This is a genomic window from Clostridium sp. JNZ X4-2 (genome assembly GCF_054889485.1).
Genome location: NZ_CM142685.1, coordinates 1437315 through 1452376 on the forward strand (window position 1 = coordinate 1437315; position 15062 = coordinate 1452376).

Annotated in this window: 16 protein-coding genes; 14 read left to right on the forward strand and 2 right to left on the reverse strand. The window is 32.9% G+C overall.

What is annotated here, in order from left to right; translation table 11 throughout:
- Nucleotides 1–9: 9 nt before the first annotated feature.
- From ACYUJ6_RS06955 to ACYUJ6_RS07020, 14 genes are all read left to right on the forward strand, one after another.
- The gene (locus ACYUJ6_RS06955) at nt 10–1092 is read left to right on the forward strand and encodes an elongator complex protein 3 (RefSeq protein WP_461845104.1); all 1083 of its coding nucleotides are present in this window, start codon (nt 10–12) and stop codon (nt 1090–1092) included.
- A 14-nt stretch (nt 1093–1106) separates the two neighbouring features.
- Nucleotides 1107–1202 carry a DUF4044 domain-containing protein gene (locus ACYUJ6_RS06960; RefSeq protein ID WP_461845105.1) on the forward strand — a complete coding sequence of 32 codons (96 nt, stop codon included), beginning with the start codon at nt 1107–1109 and terminating at the stop codon, nt 1200–1202.
- A 14-nt stretch (nt 1203–1216) separates the two neighbouring features.
- Nucleotides 1217–4780 (forward strand): chromosome segregation protein SMC, encoded by a 3564-nt coding sequence (gene smc / locus ACYUJ6_RS06965; RefSeq protein ID WP_461845106.1) that lies wholly within the window; start codon nt 1217–1219, stop codon nt 4778–4780.
- 47 nt (nt 4781–4827) lie between these two features.
- Nucleotides 4828–5739, forward strand: coding sequence for a signal recognition particle-docking protein FtsY (gene ftsY, locus ACYUJ6_RS06970; RefSeq protein WP_461845107.1), 912 nt, complete (start codon nt 4828–4830; stop codon nt 5737–5739).
- Nucleotides 5740–5878: 139 nt separating this feature from the next.
- Complete coding sequence (locus tag ACYUJ6_RS06975; RefSeq protein WP_461845108.1) at nt 5879–6214, forward strand: putative DNA-binding protein; 336 nt, start codon at nt 5879–5881, stop codon at nt 6212–6214.
- Between the two features lie 15 nt (nt 6215–6229).
- Nucleotides 6230–7579, forward strand: a complete 1350-nt coding sequence (ffh, locus tag ACYUJ6_RS06980; RefSeq protein WP_461845109.1) for a signal recognition particle protein — start codon at nt 6230–6232, stop codon at nt 7577–7579.
- Between the two features lie 68 nt (nt 7580–7647).
- Nucleotides 7648–7905, forward strand: coding sequence for a 30S ribosomal protein S16 (gene rpsP, locus ACYUJ6_RS06985; RefSeq protein ID WP_461845110.1), 258 nt, complete (start codon nt 7648–7650; stop codon nt 7903–7905).
- Between the two features lie 19 nt (nt 7906–7924).
- Nucleotides 7925–8152, forward strand: coding sequence for a KH domain-containing protein (locus ACYUJ6_RS06990; protein WP_291719745.1), 228 nt, complete (start codon nt 7925–7927; stop codon nt 8150–8152).
- Between the two features lie 284 nt (nt 8153–8436).
- Nucleotides 8437–8925, forward strand: a complete 489-nt coding sequence (gene rimM / locus ACYUJ6_RS06995; protein ID WP_461845111.1) for a ribosome maturation factor RimM — start codon at nt 8437–8439, stop codon at nt 8923–8925.
- Complete coding sequence (trmD, locus tag ACYUJ6_RS07000) at nt 8916–9641, forward strand: tRNA (guanosine(37)-N1)-methyltransferase TrmD (RefSeq protein ID WP_461845112.1); 726 nt, start codon at nt 8916–8918, stop codon at nt 9639–9641. Before rimM ends, trmD begins: the two co-directional genes overlap by 10 nt.
- Before the next feature lie 132 nt (nt 9642–9773).
- Nucleotides 9774–10121, forward strand: coding sequence for a 50S ribosomal protein L19 (gene rplS, locus ACYUJ6_RS07005; protein WP_461845113.1), 348 nt, complete (start codon nt 9774–9776; stop codon nt 10119–10121).
- Nucleotides 10122–10171: 50 nt separating this feature from the next.
- Complete coding sequence (lepB, locus tag ACYUJ6_RS07010; protein WP_461845114.1) at nt 10172–10696, forward strand: signal peptidase I; 525 nt, start codon at nt 10172–10174, stop codon at nt 10694–10696.
- 14 nt (nt 10697–10710) lie between these two features.
- Nucleotides 10711–11553 (forward strand): ribosome biogenesis GTPase YlqF, encoded by an 843-nt coding sequence (ylqF, locus tag ACYUJ6_RS07015; RefSeq protein ID WP_461845115.1) that lies wholly within the window; start codon nt 10711–10713, stop codon nt 11551–11553.
- 46 nt (nt 11554–11599) lie between these two features.
- On the forward strand, nt 11600–12442 hold the full coding sequence (locus ACYUJ6_RS07020; protein ID WP_461845464.1) for a ribonuclease HII: 843 nt from the start codon (nt 11600–11602) through the stop codon (nt 12440–12442).
- Between the two features lie 27 nt (nt 12443–12469).
- On the opposite strand, the gene ACYUJ6_RS07025 is transcribed toward ACYUJ6_RS07020, so the two are convergent.
- Both ACYUJ6_RS07025 and ACYUJ6_RS07030 read right to left on the reverse strand, forming a co-directional pair.
- On the reverse strand, nt 12470–12838 hold the full coding sequence (locus tag ACYUJ6_RS07025; protein WP_461845116.1) for a YraN family protein: 369 nt from the start codon (nt 12836–12838) through the stop codon (nt 12470–12472).
- Nucleotides 12839–13457: 619 nt separating this feature from the next.
- Complete coding sequence (locus tag ACYUJ6_RS07030) at nt 13458–14978, reverse strand: YifB family Mg chelatase-like AAA ATPase (protein ID WP_461845117.1); 1521 nt, start codon at nt 14976–14978, stop codon at nt 13458–13460.
- Nucleotides 14979–15062: the final 84 nt, after the last annotated feature.

Sequence of the window (15062 nt, forward strand, 5' to 3'; positions counted from 1 at the left end):
GTATGATAAATGAAAAATAGACATTATATAATACCCATATTTGTACCCAATGAGGGATGTCCGCATAATTGTGTTTTTTGCAACCAGAGTATTATTACAGGAAATGAACAAAAAGTCGATGCTGATTTTGTAAGGAAAACTATAGAAGATTATTTGAAAACTATAAAACGAGAAAATTCCATAGTAGAAGTGTCATTTTTTGGAGGAACTTTTACTGCTATTTCCATGGACAGACAAAAGGAACTTCTAAAAATAGCTAAAGAATACAAGGATAGAGGAGATGTGGATTTTATACATCTGTCTACAAGACCGGATTATATAAACAGGGATATACTGGACAATTTAAAGGACTACTCAGTAGAAGTAATTGAACTTGGAATACAGTCTTTGGATAGAGAAGTCCTTGTGAAATCCGGGAGAGGACATTCTGCAGAGGATGCTAGACGGGCATCTTCCCTCATAAAAGAATATGGATTTGTATTGGGACATCAAATCATGCTGGGATTACCTTGTGACAGCTTTGAAAAAGATATAAAAACTGTGAAGGAATCAATAGCTATGAAGCCTGATATATATAGATTATATCCTGCTCTTGTAATAAGAAAAACGGCTATGGAAACTATGTATAAAAAGGGGATATATAAGCCCTATGATTTATTTGAGGCAGTGGATATATGCAGGACCTTGTATTGTATTTTAAAAGCAAATAAAATAAAGGTAATAAGAATAGGGCTTCAACCTACAGAAGAGATAAACTTTGGGGCGGACGTAGTGGCAGGCCCTTTTCATCCAGCCTTTAGAGAGTTGGTGGAAGGAAGTATCTACAATAGTATTGTGGAAAACAGTATACCTGAATTCTATGAGGGTGAGTTTACTATAAAAATAAATTATAGGGATTTATCCAAATTATATGCAGATAAAAAACAATATTTTAACAAAATGAAGGAAAAGTTTAGTAAATGCTCTATAAAAGTCATACAGGATAAGACAGTTAATAGGGAAACTTTAATTATAAATGGCAAGAATCTAGATAAGATCATATCAGTAGATGATTATATAATGAGTGAGTATTTAAATAAATACCTAGCATAAGGGGAGTGTATATTATGAGAAAACATACTAGGGATAAGGTGACTAAAGTACTTGTGGTATTTGTAGTATTTATGTTTATAATAGGATTGCTGCCAATGTTTTTTAGATAAGGAGTGTCTATTTTATGTTTTTAAAAACTATTGGTATAAGGGGATTTAAATCCTTTGCAGATAAAACAGAATTGACATTTACAGATGGAATCACGTCTATTGTAGGACCAAATGGAAGCGGAAAAAGTAATATTTCAGATGCAGTTAAATGGGTGCTTGGCGAGCAGAGTATAAAAAATTTAAGAGGAGGGAAAATGGAAGATGTGATTTTTGCTGGGACTCAATTTAGAAAACCAGTGGGGTTGTGTCAAGTTTCACTCACCTTGGATAATGTAGACAGGAAGCTTCCTATTGATTATTCCGATGTAACCATTTCAAGAAGACTTTATAGATCCGGAGAAAGTGAGTACTATATAAATAATACCCAATGCAGATTAAAAGATATAAATGAGCTTTTTATGGATACGGGTATAGGAAGAGAAGGATATTCTATAATAGGACAGGGAAATATAGAATCTATTTTAAACGGCAGGCCAGAGGATAGAAGAAGCATTTTAGAGGAAGCAGCTGGAATTGTCAAATTTAGATGGAGAAAAGAAGAAGCAGAAAAAAAACTTGAAAACACCCATATGAATTTGCTGAGAATAGGGGATATTTTAGAAACCTATGAAAAAAGATTGGAACCCCTTGGGATTGAAAGGGAAAAGGCTGATGAATTTTTGAAATTATCCGGGAGCCTGAAGGAAATGAGGATAAATGTATTGGTTCATTCTATTGAAAAAGTAGAAGATAAAATATGTAAAATAAAAAAATCTGCAGAGCAGGTTGAATATGATACTAAAGAATTAAATGAGAAATTTGCCAAGTTAAAATCTCAGGTAAATCAATGGAATGAAGAGATGGAGAGCTTTAATGCGGAAAATTCTGCTTATAAAAAGAATTATTATGATAATAGAGAAAAAGTTCAGAAAATAAGCAGTGAAGTAAAGCTTTTAACACAACAAATAGAAAATATAAAGGAAATTATAGAAAAGAATACTTTGGAATTGAGTGAAATAGAAAATAAAAAAAGCCAAAGCATACAGCAAAAAGATGAACAGTGTGAAAATCTTTTTAAATTGAAAATTCATAAAAAAGAAATAAATTATAAATTGTTGCAATTTGAGAATATTATAAAAAATACTGAGGAAAAAATAATGGAAAAGGAAAACTCATATAAAAATCTCAAAGAGGATGAGATAGAACATTTAAGGAGTATTTCCAATTTAAAAAATGATATAGCTTCTATTAAAAAAGATGTAGCTGATATGTCAGAAAAAATTAAAAGTATGAAAACTTCCTGTGAAAGTTACAGTCATTCTATTAAAATAAATTCCAATACTAGGGATATTATGCTTTCTAAAGTATCAAACATAAGGGATAGGGCAAAAGGCTATCAGGGTAAGATTGATGAAAACAGGAAAAAAGTTTTAAGGGTGAACACTGCTTTTCTATCTCAGGAAAAAAGATTAAAAGAATTAAATGCAGCTTATAATAAGTCAGCGGCAAATTATACTATGCTGATAAATCTTCAGGAACATTATGAGGGATATAATAGGGCAGTTAGGACACTAATGGGAGAAATAAAAAAGGGTAAAACAAGATTCACTGAAAGTGATTGCTTTTTAGTAGGTGAAGTTATAACATTGCAAAAAAAATTTGAAACCTGTATAGAAGTTGCTCTGGGAAGCGCCATATCCAATATAATAACTAAAAATGAAGTTATGGCTAAAACTCTTATAAAATATTTAAAAGACAATAATATGGGAAGGGCTACTTTTTTGCCGATTAACATAATCAAGGGAAGAAAAATACCGGATAAATACAAATTTAAAAACATAAAAGGATATATAGGCATTGCCAGTGAACTTTTGGAATGTAAAGAAGGATTTATAAATGTCATGGAATATATATTGGGAAGGACAATAATCTGCAGTGACATGGACAGCGCCCTTGAAATAGCTAAATCCAGCGGGTACAGATTTAAAATAGTTACCCTTCTGGGAGATGTGGTAAATCCAGGGGGATCCCTTACAGGAGGCAGTCTTCAAAGAAGAAGCAGCAATATAATAGGGCGAAAGAGGGAAATAGAGGAGACCTCAGTGAAGATAAAAAACATACAAGGCTATATAAAAAATTCAAATGAAAAAATAGATAAATACAAGGAAGTCATGGAGAAAAAAAATGAAGAAAATTTAGATTTAAAAGATAAAATTTATGCCCAGAATATAGAATTAACTAAATTGCAGGGAGAAATAAATAGCATAGAAAACGAGAACTCAAAATTATTAGAAAATATAAGGATATCAAATAGGGAAATAGATATGGTTTCTAAGAATAAGAGTGCTGATTTAGATAAATTACAAAAAGAAGAAATCAATTTAAAAATTCTCTATAAAAAGCAGACTAAAAATAATGAGCATATTTTACAGATGGAAGAAGAGCTGAAAAATAAAAGAGCAGATATTGAAAATACAAGGGAAAAACTTATCCAATTAAAAATAAAAAGGGCTCAGACTGATGAGGGTATTTTAAGCAGATCTAAGGAATTAAAGAGATTGGCAGATGAAATAGAGGAATTAAACCTGCGTAAATCCAATATAAATGGCGAGGTTGAAAATCGCAAAAAAAATATACATAGCTGTGAGTTAAAAGTGAATGCAAATTTAAAATATGCAGATGATGCAAAAGTGGAAATAGAAAAGTTGCAGAAGTATATGGAAGAAAATAATGCAGGGATCATAAAATTAAAGGACAATATAAAAATTTATAATGGAAAATTGGAAGATCTGGCTCTTGTAATAAATAAAAAGGAACAGGGAATCCATAAAATACAATTATCTCTTGCTAAACTTTCAGCAGAAAAGGATAATATGTATTCAAAACTGAAAGAAGATATGGAAATTACTTACGAGGATGCTTTGAAGTATAGAAAAGATATAGAAAATTTAAATGAGTACAAGGAGGAGATATTGAATCTGAAAAACAGCATTTCCAATCTGGGAACAGTTAATTTAGGAGCTATAGAGGAATATAATGAGTTAAAAGAAAAAGTAATATTTTTAAGTGCTCAAAAAGAAGATCTGGTAAAGTCAAAAAATGAATTAAAAAATGTAATAGATATGATGACGGAAAAAATGAGAATTTTATTTAAAAAAAATTTCAATAGATTGAGAGAAAATTTTAATTGCATTTTTAGAGAGCTGTTTAATGGAGGAAGTGCGGATTTGATACTTGTAAATGGAGATGAACTTACTGCAAATATAGACATAACTGTACAGCCACCAGGTAAAAAACTGCAAAATATAAATCTTTTATCAGGGGGTGAAAAGGGACTTTCTGCCATAGCTCTGTTATTTGCCATACTTAAGATTAAACCTACTCCTTTTTGTATATTAGATGAAATAGAAGCCGCATTAGATGATGCCAACGTATCAAGATATGCAAAATTTCTCAGGAAATTTTCCGAGAATACTCAATTTATCATTATAACCCATAGAAAGGGAACTATGGAAGTAAGCGATGTGATGTACGGAGTTACCATGGAGGAAAAGGGTGTTTCAAAGATAGTTTCTGTAGATTTGAAAGAAGCCTCTTAAAAACCATGTTTCAGAGCAAATATATAAAAATGGAAGGTAGATAGAAAATGTTTAAAGAATTTTTTGACAAATTAAAAAATGGTCTTGAAAAAACTAAAAACAATTTAACCGGGAAGATAACGGGCATACTCAGCAGAGCTGTTACTATAGACGAGGAACTTTATGAACAGTTGGAAGAGATACTTATAACTGCAGATATTGGTGTGGAAACTACAATGTATATTATAGACAGACTAAGAGAAAAGATAAAGGAAGATAAAATCAAGGATCCTAATTTATTAAATGATTGTTTAAAAGAGATTGTCATAGAGATATTAGGAGATGAGGAAAACAGTATTTCACCTGAGCAAACCCCGGAGATAATTCTGGTAGTGGGTGTAAATGGGGTGGGGAAAACCACTTCTATAGGAAAAATGTGTTATAAGTTAAAGGATAATGGGTATAAGGTAATTATGGCTGCAGCAGATACATTTAGGGCCGCTGCCATAGATCAGCTGGAGGTATGGAGTGAAAGGGCCGGTGTTGGAATAATAAAGCACCAGGAAGGTTCGGATCCAGCTGCAGTTATATTTGATGCCATTCAGGCAGCAAAAGCCAGAAAAGCAGATATACTTATATGTGATACAGCAGGCAGGCTTCACAATAAAAAAAATTTAATGAATGAACTTGGAAAAATAAACAGAGTAATAGAAAGAGAGTATAAAGAGGCTTTTAAGCAGACATATCTGGTATTGGATGCAACTACAGGGCAAAATGCAGTTCAGCAGGCAAAACAATTTACGGAAGTATGTCCTGTAGATGGCATAATACTTACCAAGCTAGATGGTACTGCCAAAGGGGGAATTGTAATATCCATAAAGCACAGTTTAAATATACCCGTGAAACTAATAGGAGTTGGAGAGGGTATTTATGATTTACAGGAATTTAAAAGCAGGGATTTTGTAGAAGCATTATTTTAAACCTGTTAAGTAAAAATACTTGACAGTACTTATTAATTTTGATATCATGTATTTTGTCAAGAAAATAATTTTAGTTTAGTCAGGATAATCAAATCTGTTATTTTGCATTGATTATTTAATTGAATGAAGAGAGGGTATTATGGAAGAGAGAATAAAGCTTTCCATATTACTTGATATATATGGTGAGCTTTTGACAAAAAAACAGAAAGACGTAATGGAGTTTTACTACAACGAGGATTTATCCTTGAAAGAAATAGCGGAACACACCAATACAAGCAGGCAGGCAGTATATGATATTATAAAAAGGTGCCACAGGCTTTTATTACAGTATGAGGATAAACTTCATGTGATGAGAGAAAAAAAGAGTTTGGAAGAGAGTAAAAAATCTATTGTAAATTTTATAGATTCCCTCAATTGCAGTGGAAATGAGAAAGTTTTAAATAAAATAAAGGATTATATAAGGTCGAATATTTAATTTAGGAGGATTAGCATGGCTTTTGAAGGATTAGCATCTAAGCTTCAGGAAACACTAAAAAAGCTTAGAGGTAAGGGTAAACTTTCTGAAAAAGATATAAAAGATGCTATGAGAGAAGTAAAGCTAGCACTTTTGGAAGCAGATGTTAATTACAAAGTGGTAAAAGATTTTGTAAAGGGTGTTAGTGAAAAGTGTCTGGGAGAAGAAGTGCTGAAAAGCTTGACTCCGGCACAGCAGGTTATAAAAATAGTAAATGAAGAACTTACAGCTTTGATGGGAAATAGCCAGAGTTCAATTGAATATGATTCCAGCGGATTGACTGTAATAATGCTGGTGGGACTGCAGGGTGCGGGAAAAACCACCATGTGCGGCAAATTGGCATTACAGCTTAGAAAGAGCAATAAAAAACCCCTTTTGGTAGCCTGTGATATATACAGACCGGCTGCAATAAAACAACTTCAGGTAGTTGGAAAAGAGATAGACATACCTGTATTTTCCATGGGAGACAAGACAGCTGCAGTGGATATATGCAAAGGTGCTGAGGAGTATGCTAAAAATAATGATTTCAATGTACTTATAATAGATACGGCAGGCAGACTTCAAATAGATGAAAAGTTAATGGATGAATTGGGCCAGATTAAAAAGGAAATAAACCCTAATGAAATACTGCTTGTGGTAGATGCCATGACAGGTCAGGATGCAGTTAATGTAGCTTCAAGTTTTAATGAGCAGCTTAATATAAGTGGAGTTATACTTACAAAATTAGATGGAGACACCAGGGGGGGAGCTGCCCTTTCTATAAAATCCATGACAGGGAAACCCATAAAATTTGTGGGCATGGGAGAAAAGATGAGTGACTTTGAAGTTTTTTATCCAGATAGAATGGCTTCAAGGATACTTGGAATGGGGGATGTACTTTCCCTTATAGAAAAAGCCCAGCAGTCTATTGACAAGGAAGAAGCTGAAAAGCTTGGAAATAAGATGTTGACCAAGGAGTTTAACCTGGAAGATTTTTTATCCATAATGGAGCAAACTAAGAAACTGGGGCCTATAAGTAAACTTATGGAAATGGTACCCGGGGTTAACACTAAGGAATTACAGGGAGTGGATTTTTCAAAAGGGGAAAAGGAACTGGTAAAAATTGAGGCAATAATCAATTCCATGACTTTGAAGGAAAGAAGAAATCCATCGGTTATAAGCAGTTCTTCTTCCAGAAAAAAGAGAATAGCACTGGGGTCCGGTACTACAATACAGATGGTGAATAAACTCCTTAAGGATTTTGTAAAAATAAAAAAAATGATGAAGCAGTTCAGTGGAACAAAAAAAGGCTTTAAAAAGGGACCATTTGGGAAATTCCCTTTTTAAATATATTAAAATATCATATAAGTAATATATTCTCAGAGAATTTTTTACATTATAAGGAGGTGATATCAATGGCATTAAAAATAAGATTAAGAAGAATGGGTGCAAAAAAAGCTCCATTTTATAGAATAGTTGTAGCAGATTCAAGATCCCCAAGAGATGGCAGGTTTGTAGAAGAAATAGGATATTATAATCCTACCACCGAGCCTAATACTGTTAAGTTTGATGAGGAAAAAGCAGTAAAATGGATAAAAAATGGTGCTCAGCCAACTGAAGTAGTTAAGAAGATTTTTGATAAATCAGGATTAAAGGATAAGCTTGGTAAGTAATTAACTGGGGGTGTATTAAGTGAAAGAGCTAGTAGAAATTATTGCTAAATCGTTAGTGGATAACCCAGATATGGTTCAAGTAAATGAAATTGCAGGTGAGCAATCTATAATTCTTGAATTAAAAGTTGCACAAGAAGATATGGGAAAGGTAATAGGTAAACAGGGAAGGATAGCCAAGGCTATAAGAACTGTTGTAAAAGCAGCAGCTATAAAAGAAAATAAAAGAGTTGTTGTGGAGATAATATAAGAGTTAGATAATCTAACTCTTATATTTGTATAAAGTGATTCCAAGGTTCAGGCGGAGTTCTTTCACAGATAAGGTCATTTCATATCTGAATTTTAGAAGAATCTGTTCAGGTGATTAGCATTGCTTGCCATCCACCTGCTTTAAGAAGCTGGGTACACGTCAGCAATAGCGGCCGAGGATAGGCAAAGGGAATCCTGATATGCCTTGAAATTATATTATAGTGAAAAAAGAGGTGACTAAATTCTGCTTATTATATTTGTTTTTAATATGCAGAACATTGATCTATGAAGGAATTTATAACTATAGGACAAATAATAAATACCCATGGAATAAAAGGAGAATTAAAAGTATATCCGCTGACGGATGATCTTAAAAGATTCAGAAAATTGGATCTGGTATATATAGAGGGAAAGGCAGAGAAAATACTTGAATGTAAGCTTCAATCAGATAGAGTCATACTTAAAGTTGAAGGAGTGAATTCTATAGAAGAAGCTCTTCCATACAAGAGGAAGTATCTGGAGGTTCCAAGAAAAAATGCAGTTGAACTGCAGAAGGGAACATATTTTGTTACAGATATAATAGGCTGCTCAGTAGTGGATGATGAAGGTGTATTTTACGGTAAGGTGGGAGATGTGCTCCACACCCACTGTAATGACGTGTATTGGATAAAAGGCAAAGATGAACTTTTGATTCCAGCTATAAAAGATGTGGTAATAAATATAGATGTGGAAAGAGGAAAGATAGTTATAAAGCCGGTGAAAACATGGATGTGAAAATAGACATACTAACTCTTTTTCCTGAAATGTTTGATGTATTTAATTATAGTATAATAGGAAGAGCATTGAACAATAATATTTTGAGTATAAACACTGTTAATATAAGGGATTTTACTAAAGATAAACACAAGAAGGTGGATGACTATCCATATGGCGGGGGAGCTGGAATGATAATGGCTGTACAGCCTATTGTGGATTGTATAAGGGAAGTACAAACTAAAAACAGTGGAAATGTTATTTATTTAGGACCTCGCGGAAGAACTTTTAATCAATCCATTGCCAAAAAACTTTCCAGGGAAAAAGAATTGATATTTTTGTGCGGCCATTATGAAGGAATAGATGAAAGAGTATATAAATACATAGATATGGAAATATCTATTGGTGATTTTGTGGTGACTGGCGGAGAAATGGCATGCATTCCAATTATAGACAGTATATGCAGAATGGTGCCTAATGTATTATCCAGCACGGAAAGTTATACAGAAGAATCCTTTTATAATGGATTGCTTGAATACCCACAATATACCAGGCCGGAATGTTTTCAAGAGGATAATGTACCTGAAATTCTTTTGTCCGGTCATCATGAGAATATAAGAAAATGGAAGAGGGCAAAATCTCTTATAATGACCAGGGATAAAAGACCTGATTTATTTGAAAAGATTCCATTATCAAAAGAAGACAAAAAACTTATAGAGTTATATGAAGAAAAATAAGCACATATTAATTATATGTTGAAAATAAGATAAAAATGTGTTAGAATTTCTTTGTGCTACACAGGCGTTCCGCTGTCTGCAATTGATTGTGCTGGATAAGAACGTTGAATAATTATTAGGAGGTAATGCACAGTGTTAGATATAATAAAACAGATAGAAGATAAACAAATCAGAAAAGATTTGCCAGCTTTTAATGTAGGAGATACAGTAAAAGTTCATGTGAAGATTAAAGAGGGAAATAGGGAAAGAGTACAGGTTTTTGAAGGTGTAGTTTTAAAAAGACAAAATGGCGGAATAAGAGAAACCTTTACAGTTAGAAGAGTTGCCTATGGGGTAGGAGTTGAAAGAACATTTCCGGTTAATTCTCCTATAATAGATAAAATACAGGTAGTTAGAAGGGGTAAAGTAAGAAGAGCAAAATTATACTACTTAAGAGACAGGGTAGGTAAAGCAGCTAAGGTAAAAGAGATATTAAGATAAGAGGGGCTTTATAAAGTCCCTTTTTTTCCATATTAAGGAGGTACGAAATTTTGGCCAAGGAATTGATAGAAATAGGTAAATCCATATTGATAGCTATTATAGCAGCATTTTTAATTATAACATTTATATTTGAAACTGTAAGTGTGGACGGACATTCCATGGATCCAACCTTAAATAACGGAGATAGGTTGATTGTGGAAAAAGTAAGCTATTACTTCAGAGCTCCCAAGCCTGGTGACATAGTGGTAATAAAATATCCTGCTGATCCCAAGGAAAAGTTTATTAAGAGAGTAATAGGAGTTGGAGGGGACAGAGTAAGGATTGAAGATGGAAAGCTGTATGTAAATGATGTAGTAAAAAATGAACCCTATATATTGGAAACCATGACAGGAAATTTTGATGAGGTTACAGTACCTCAAAATACAGTGTTTGTACTTGGAGATAACAGAAATAACAGCAGAGACAGCAGATATCCTGACGTGGGTTTTGTAAGTTATAAAATGGTAGTGGGGAGAGCAGCCTTTAGGTTATATCCTTTTAACAGAATGGGAAGGCTGAGTTCAGTTCAAAATTAGAGAGGAAGAATTGTATGGCTATAAATTGGTTTCCAGGACATATGGCTAAAACTAAAAGAGAAATAAGAGAAAACCTTAAATTGGTAGATGCAGTTATAGAAATGAGAGATGCCAGAATAATAAGATCTAGTAAAAACCCGGATATAGAGGATATATGCGGTTCTAAACCAAGAATAATACTTTTGAATAAAAGCGATCTGGGGGAAGAGAGCATAACCAGATTGTGGATAGAACATCTTTCAAAAGAAAACGTAAAGGTTTTATCAGTGAATTGCAATACATCACGGGGATTAAAAAATATAAGGATTGTGTTGAATGAGCTTTTACAGGAAAAACATAATAGAATGAAAGAAAGAGGTATTTCTAAAATAACTGATAGGGCAATGGTAGTTGGAATACCTAATGTGGGAAAGTCTTCCCTTATAAATAAATTGGCTAGGAACAAAATAGCCAGAACAGGGGATAAACCTGGAGTCACCAAGAGCAGGCAGTGGATTAAAACTAAATTGGGGATAGAACTTATGGATACTCCTGGGATATTATGGCCTAAACTTGAAAGTGAGGAAACCAGGTTCAATTTGGCTTTTACCGGGGCGATAAAGGATGAAATTATGGATATAGAAGACTTAGCATTAAATCTCATAAAATTTTTATGTGAATATTATCCGGACAGATTGACAGCCAGGTATAAGCTTGATAAATTAAGTAAAAAGCCATGGGAAAACATTGAAATTATAGCTAGAAAAAGAGGAGCTATAATTTCTGGGGGCCAAATAGACTACAATAGAGTGGCTGTATTGATTTTAGATGAATTCAGGGGAGGAAAACTGGGACCTATTTCTCTGGAAAGACCATAGATGATTTTGAAAGGTGTATTTTTATATGATTGAAAATGAAAAGAAAATGGAATCAGGTGATATTGAAATAGATGATTTTATCTGGAACAAATTAGACAATTTTAAATTTGAGGAAATAAAAAGAAAAGTGGACTGTTTAAAGAAAGATTATTTTAATTTAAAAGAAGATAGTATAATTAAAATTCTGGAAAACTTAAAACTGGATAGGAGAAAAAATGTAAATAATTTATCTTCAAATTTTTATAATTTTATCATGAATAGAAAAAGTGAAATAAAAAGAGTTGAAAATATGTATTTATTTGATAAGAAGTTTGGGAATTATCTGTATACTGCAGGAACGGATGAAGTTGGCAGAGGACCACTGGCAGGACCCATAGCTGCTGCTGCGGTAATATTGAATTTGAATTATAAAGATGACAGGGAGTTTATTTTAGGTATAAAGGATTCAAAAAAACTTACACCAAGGCACAGGCTTCAGCTTTCAGAAGAAATAAAACTCAAAGCCTTAGATTATAATATTTCAGTTATAAATAACAGGGAAATAGATAAAAGAGGAATTTCCTGGTGCAATAATGAAGTCTTAAAAAGAGCTGTAGAAGGTTTGAAGCTGCCTGCAGATATGGTTTTATCAGATGGGTATGCTATAAAAAATTTATTTAACAATAATGAATTTATAATAAAGGGTGATGCCAAAAGTGCAAGCATAGCGGCAGCCTCTATTATAGCCAAGGTCTACAGGGATAGTCTTATGGAGGAATATTCTCATATATACACTAAATATGGTTTTGACCACAATTCAGGCTATGGAACTAAAGAACATATAGAGGCCATAAAAAAATATGGAATCTGTAAAATACATAGAATGAGTTTCTTGAAAAATATTGTATAAATTCAATATGGATAAAAAACAGTTAAATTATATCTGAAAGGCATCTTTAATAAGCTTTATGGATGGAATATTGTTGTAGGTGTTGAATATTATCTCTATGACGTCAAATCTGAAATTGAATTTAAATAGCTTTTTTTTCATTATATATACATTGGCTGTTTTGTATATTTTAAGACATTTAGGGTAATTTACAGCTTCACAGGGATTTCCATATAACTTCCCATAACGAGATTTGACTTCTATAAAACAAAGATAATTTCCATCCTTTCCAACAATATCCACTTCACCTGTTTTACACCTGAAATTTCTTTCCAATATTATATATCCAATTTCTCTTAAATAATTTTCAGCTATATCTTCACCCAGGGAACCTATATCCTTATTGAAAGAATGCATAAAATTTCCCCTTCCTATTTTAAAACTTTTTATTATTATATCATTTATAGCAAAGACTTGCATTATGGCATTTGGTTTTGAAAATTAAATTTTATGTATAGGTTTTCTCACCTGCACATATTTATGAAACTTGCTTTTAAGTCACTGACAAGGGTTGGTATATATATATTTATGCAAATTAGTAGGAAGAATATGGAAAGTACACCTCCGATACTTATAATATCATTATTTCTTATATTAATTCCAATTAAAATTAATGTGATACCTATAATTAGACCCAGTATGACCAGAAAAAAATACATATAATTATACCTCCATTCATAATAATCAAAGCTCGGGTTATTCTTGGGTTAAGGTGGAATTTCCCCATAGGGAATGCTTCCGTGTCTGAACCTTATTAACAGTATTCCAGGTATCTTTAGCGCTTAAAATATGTTATTCTTTAGGGGAAAAACTTATCCGTAGCGGAGCATTGCCTGCCACCTTGTGAAATATGGGGCTGACAATGCAGCCATGAAATAAATTTAGATTATCTATATTATACAATTTTTGTAAATATAAATAAAGGCAATTTTTCAATAAAATAGAAATTGAGACAAATATATTACTGCCTAATATGCTATATGAAATCTCCATTCATAAATTTTCTATAGCAAAGTGCTTCAATTAAATGGGATTCATTTATGTATTCACTGTTGTCTAAATCCGCTATTGTTCGGGATACCTTTAAAATTTTGCCATAAGCTCTAGTGGTTAAATTATATTTGGAGTAGACTTTTTCCAGTATATCCGTGGATTTTTTGTTGAGTTTACAGTATTTTTTTATGAGAATACTGTTCATTTCTGAATTACAATATATACCCTGGCTCTTGAATCTTTTCTTTTGAATTTTTCGTGTTTTTTCCACCCTTTCCCTTATTAATTTGGAGGATTCACTTTTTTTGTAATTTTGAATGTCCTTGAAATCCAGAGAATTTACAAAAGTAAATAGATCTATTCTGTCAATGATGGGACTGGATAGTTTTGATATATATCTTTTTCTTTCAAAATCTGTACATGTGCAGTGCTTTTTGGAAGCAAAGTTTCCGCAGGGGCAGGGATTAGTGGCCATGATAGTCATGAAGTTGCATGGAAAAGAAACTCTGCCGGAGGCCCTGCTTATTGTTATCTTCTTTTCTTCCAAAGGCTGTCTTAAAACTTCAAGTACATTTTTTTTGAATTCAAGTATTTCATCTAAAAAAAGTATTCCATTGTGGGCAAGGGATATTTCACCGGGCATTAAGTTACTCCCGCCGCCAACTAGAGAAATAGTTGTACTGGTATGATGGGGATTTCTAAATGGAGGCTTAGTTATAAGTCCCTCATTTATATTTAAATTTCCAGTTACACTGTATATTTTAGTAACTTCCAGTGATTTTTCATAACTTAAATCCGGAAGTATAGTAGGTACTCTTTTTGCCATCATGGTTTTGCCTGAACCAGGCGGACCTATCATGATTATATTGTGGTTTCCAGCTGCAGCTACTTCTAAAGCTCTCTTGCAGCTTTCCTGCCCAAACACATCTGAAAAGTCTGGAGAGGTGTGGGAAGGTTTTGACAGTGTCCTTTTATGCTTGTAGGGAAGCAGGTCCCTATATTTTATAAAATATACTATTTGTCTTAGATTCTCAAAGGCATAGCAGTTGCTGCCCTTTATTGAAGAACATTCTTCTGCATTTTCAAGAGGGACTATGAAGTTTTTAATATGATTTTTGATTCCTTCTAATGTTATTGGAAGTACTCCTCTTACTTTATTTAAGTTGCCGGACAAAGACAGTTCACCAAGTATCAAAAATTTTTCCCAGTCATAAAATTTTATTTGTCCTGTGGATATCAATATACCTATGGCTATAGGCAGATCAAATAAGGATCCCGCCTTTTTCATATCTGCAGGAGCCAAATTCACTACTATTTTTTTTACAGGAAATTCAAATCCAGAATTTATAATGGAAGCCTTCACCCTTTCTTTAGATTCCTTTACGGAAGTATCTGCCAATCCCACTATATTGAAGGAAGGAAGTCCTCTCTCAATGTCCACTTCTACTGATACTATACTTCCTTCTATGCCCAAAAAGGAAGATGTATTTAATTTAACCGCCATGTCATTATCACCTCTGCTTAATTCTTGACAATAACATTTTGTTTTAAACTTTCAAAAATAAAACACTGTAAAATCTGAATAAAA

Excerpts from the sequence above, each read along its gene's own strand:
- rpsP (WP_461845110.1), top strand. The coding sequence starts at position 7,648 with ATGGCATTAAAAATAAGATTAAGAAGAATGGGTGCAAAAAAAGCTCCA.
- ACYUJ6_RS06955 (WP_461845104.1), top strand. The coding sequence starts at position 10 with ATGAAAAATAGACATTATATAATACCCATATTTGTACCCAATGAGGGA.
- ACYUJ6_RS07020 (WP_461845464.1), top strand. The coding sequence starts at position 11,600 with ATGGAATCAGGTGATATTGAAATAGATGATTTTATCTGGAACAAATTA.
- ftsY (WP_461845107.1), top strand. The coding sequence starts at position 4,828 with ATGTTTAAAGAATTTTTTGACAAATTAAAAAATGGTCTTGAAAAAACT.
- ACYUJ6_RS07030 (WP_461845117.1), bottom strand. The coding sequence starts at position 14,978 with ATGGCGGTTAAATTAAATACATCTTCCTTTTTGGGCATAGAAGGAAGT.
- smc (WP_461845106.1), top strand. The coding sequence starts at position 1,217 with ATGTTTTTAAAAACTATTGGTATAAGGGGATTTAAATCCTTTGCAGAT.
- ACYUJ6_RS06960 (WP_461845105.1), top strand. The coding sequence starts at position 1,107 with ATGAGAAAACATACTAGGGATAAGGTGACTAAAGTACTTGTGGTATTT.
- trmD (WP_461845112.1), top strand. The coding sequence starts at position 8,916 with ATGGATGTGAAAATAGACATACTAACTCTTTTTCCTGAAATGTTTGAT.
- ACYUJ6_RS07025 (WP_461845116.1), bottom strand. The coding sequence starts at position 12,838 with ATGCATTCTTTCAATAAGGATATAGGTTCCCTGGGTGAAGATATAGCT.
- ffh (WP_461845109.1), top strand. The coding sequence starts at position 6,230 with ATGGCTTTTGAAGGATTAGCATCTAAGCTTCAGGAAACACTAAAAAAG.
- ACYUJ6_RS06975 (WP_461845108.1), top strand. The coding sequence starts at position 5,879 with ATGGAAGAGAGAATAAAGCTTTCCATATTACTTGATATATATGGTGAG.
- ylqF (WP_461845115.1), top strand. The coding sequence starts at position 10,711 with ATGGCTATAAATTGGTTTCCAGGACATATGGCTAAAACTAAAAGAGAA.
- rimM (WP_461845111.1), top strand. The coding sequence starts at position 8,437 with ATGAAGGAATTTATAACTATAGGACAAATAATAAATACCCATGGAATA.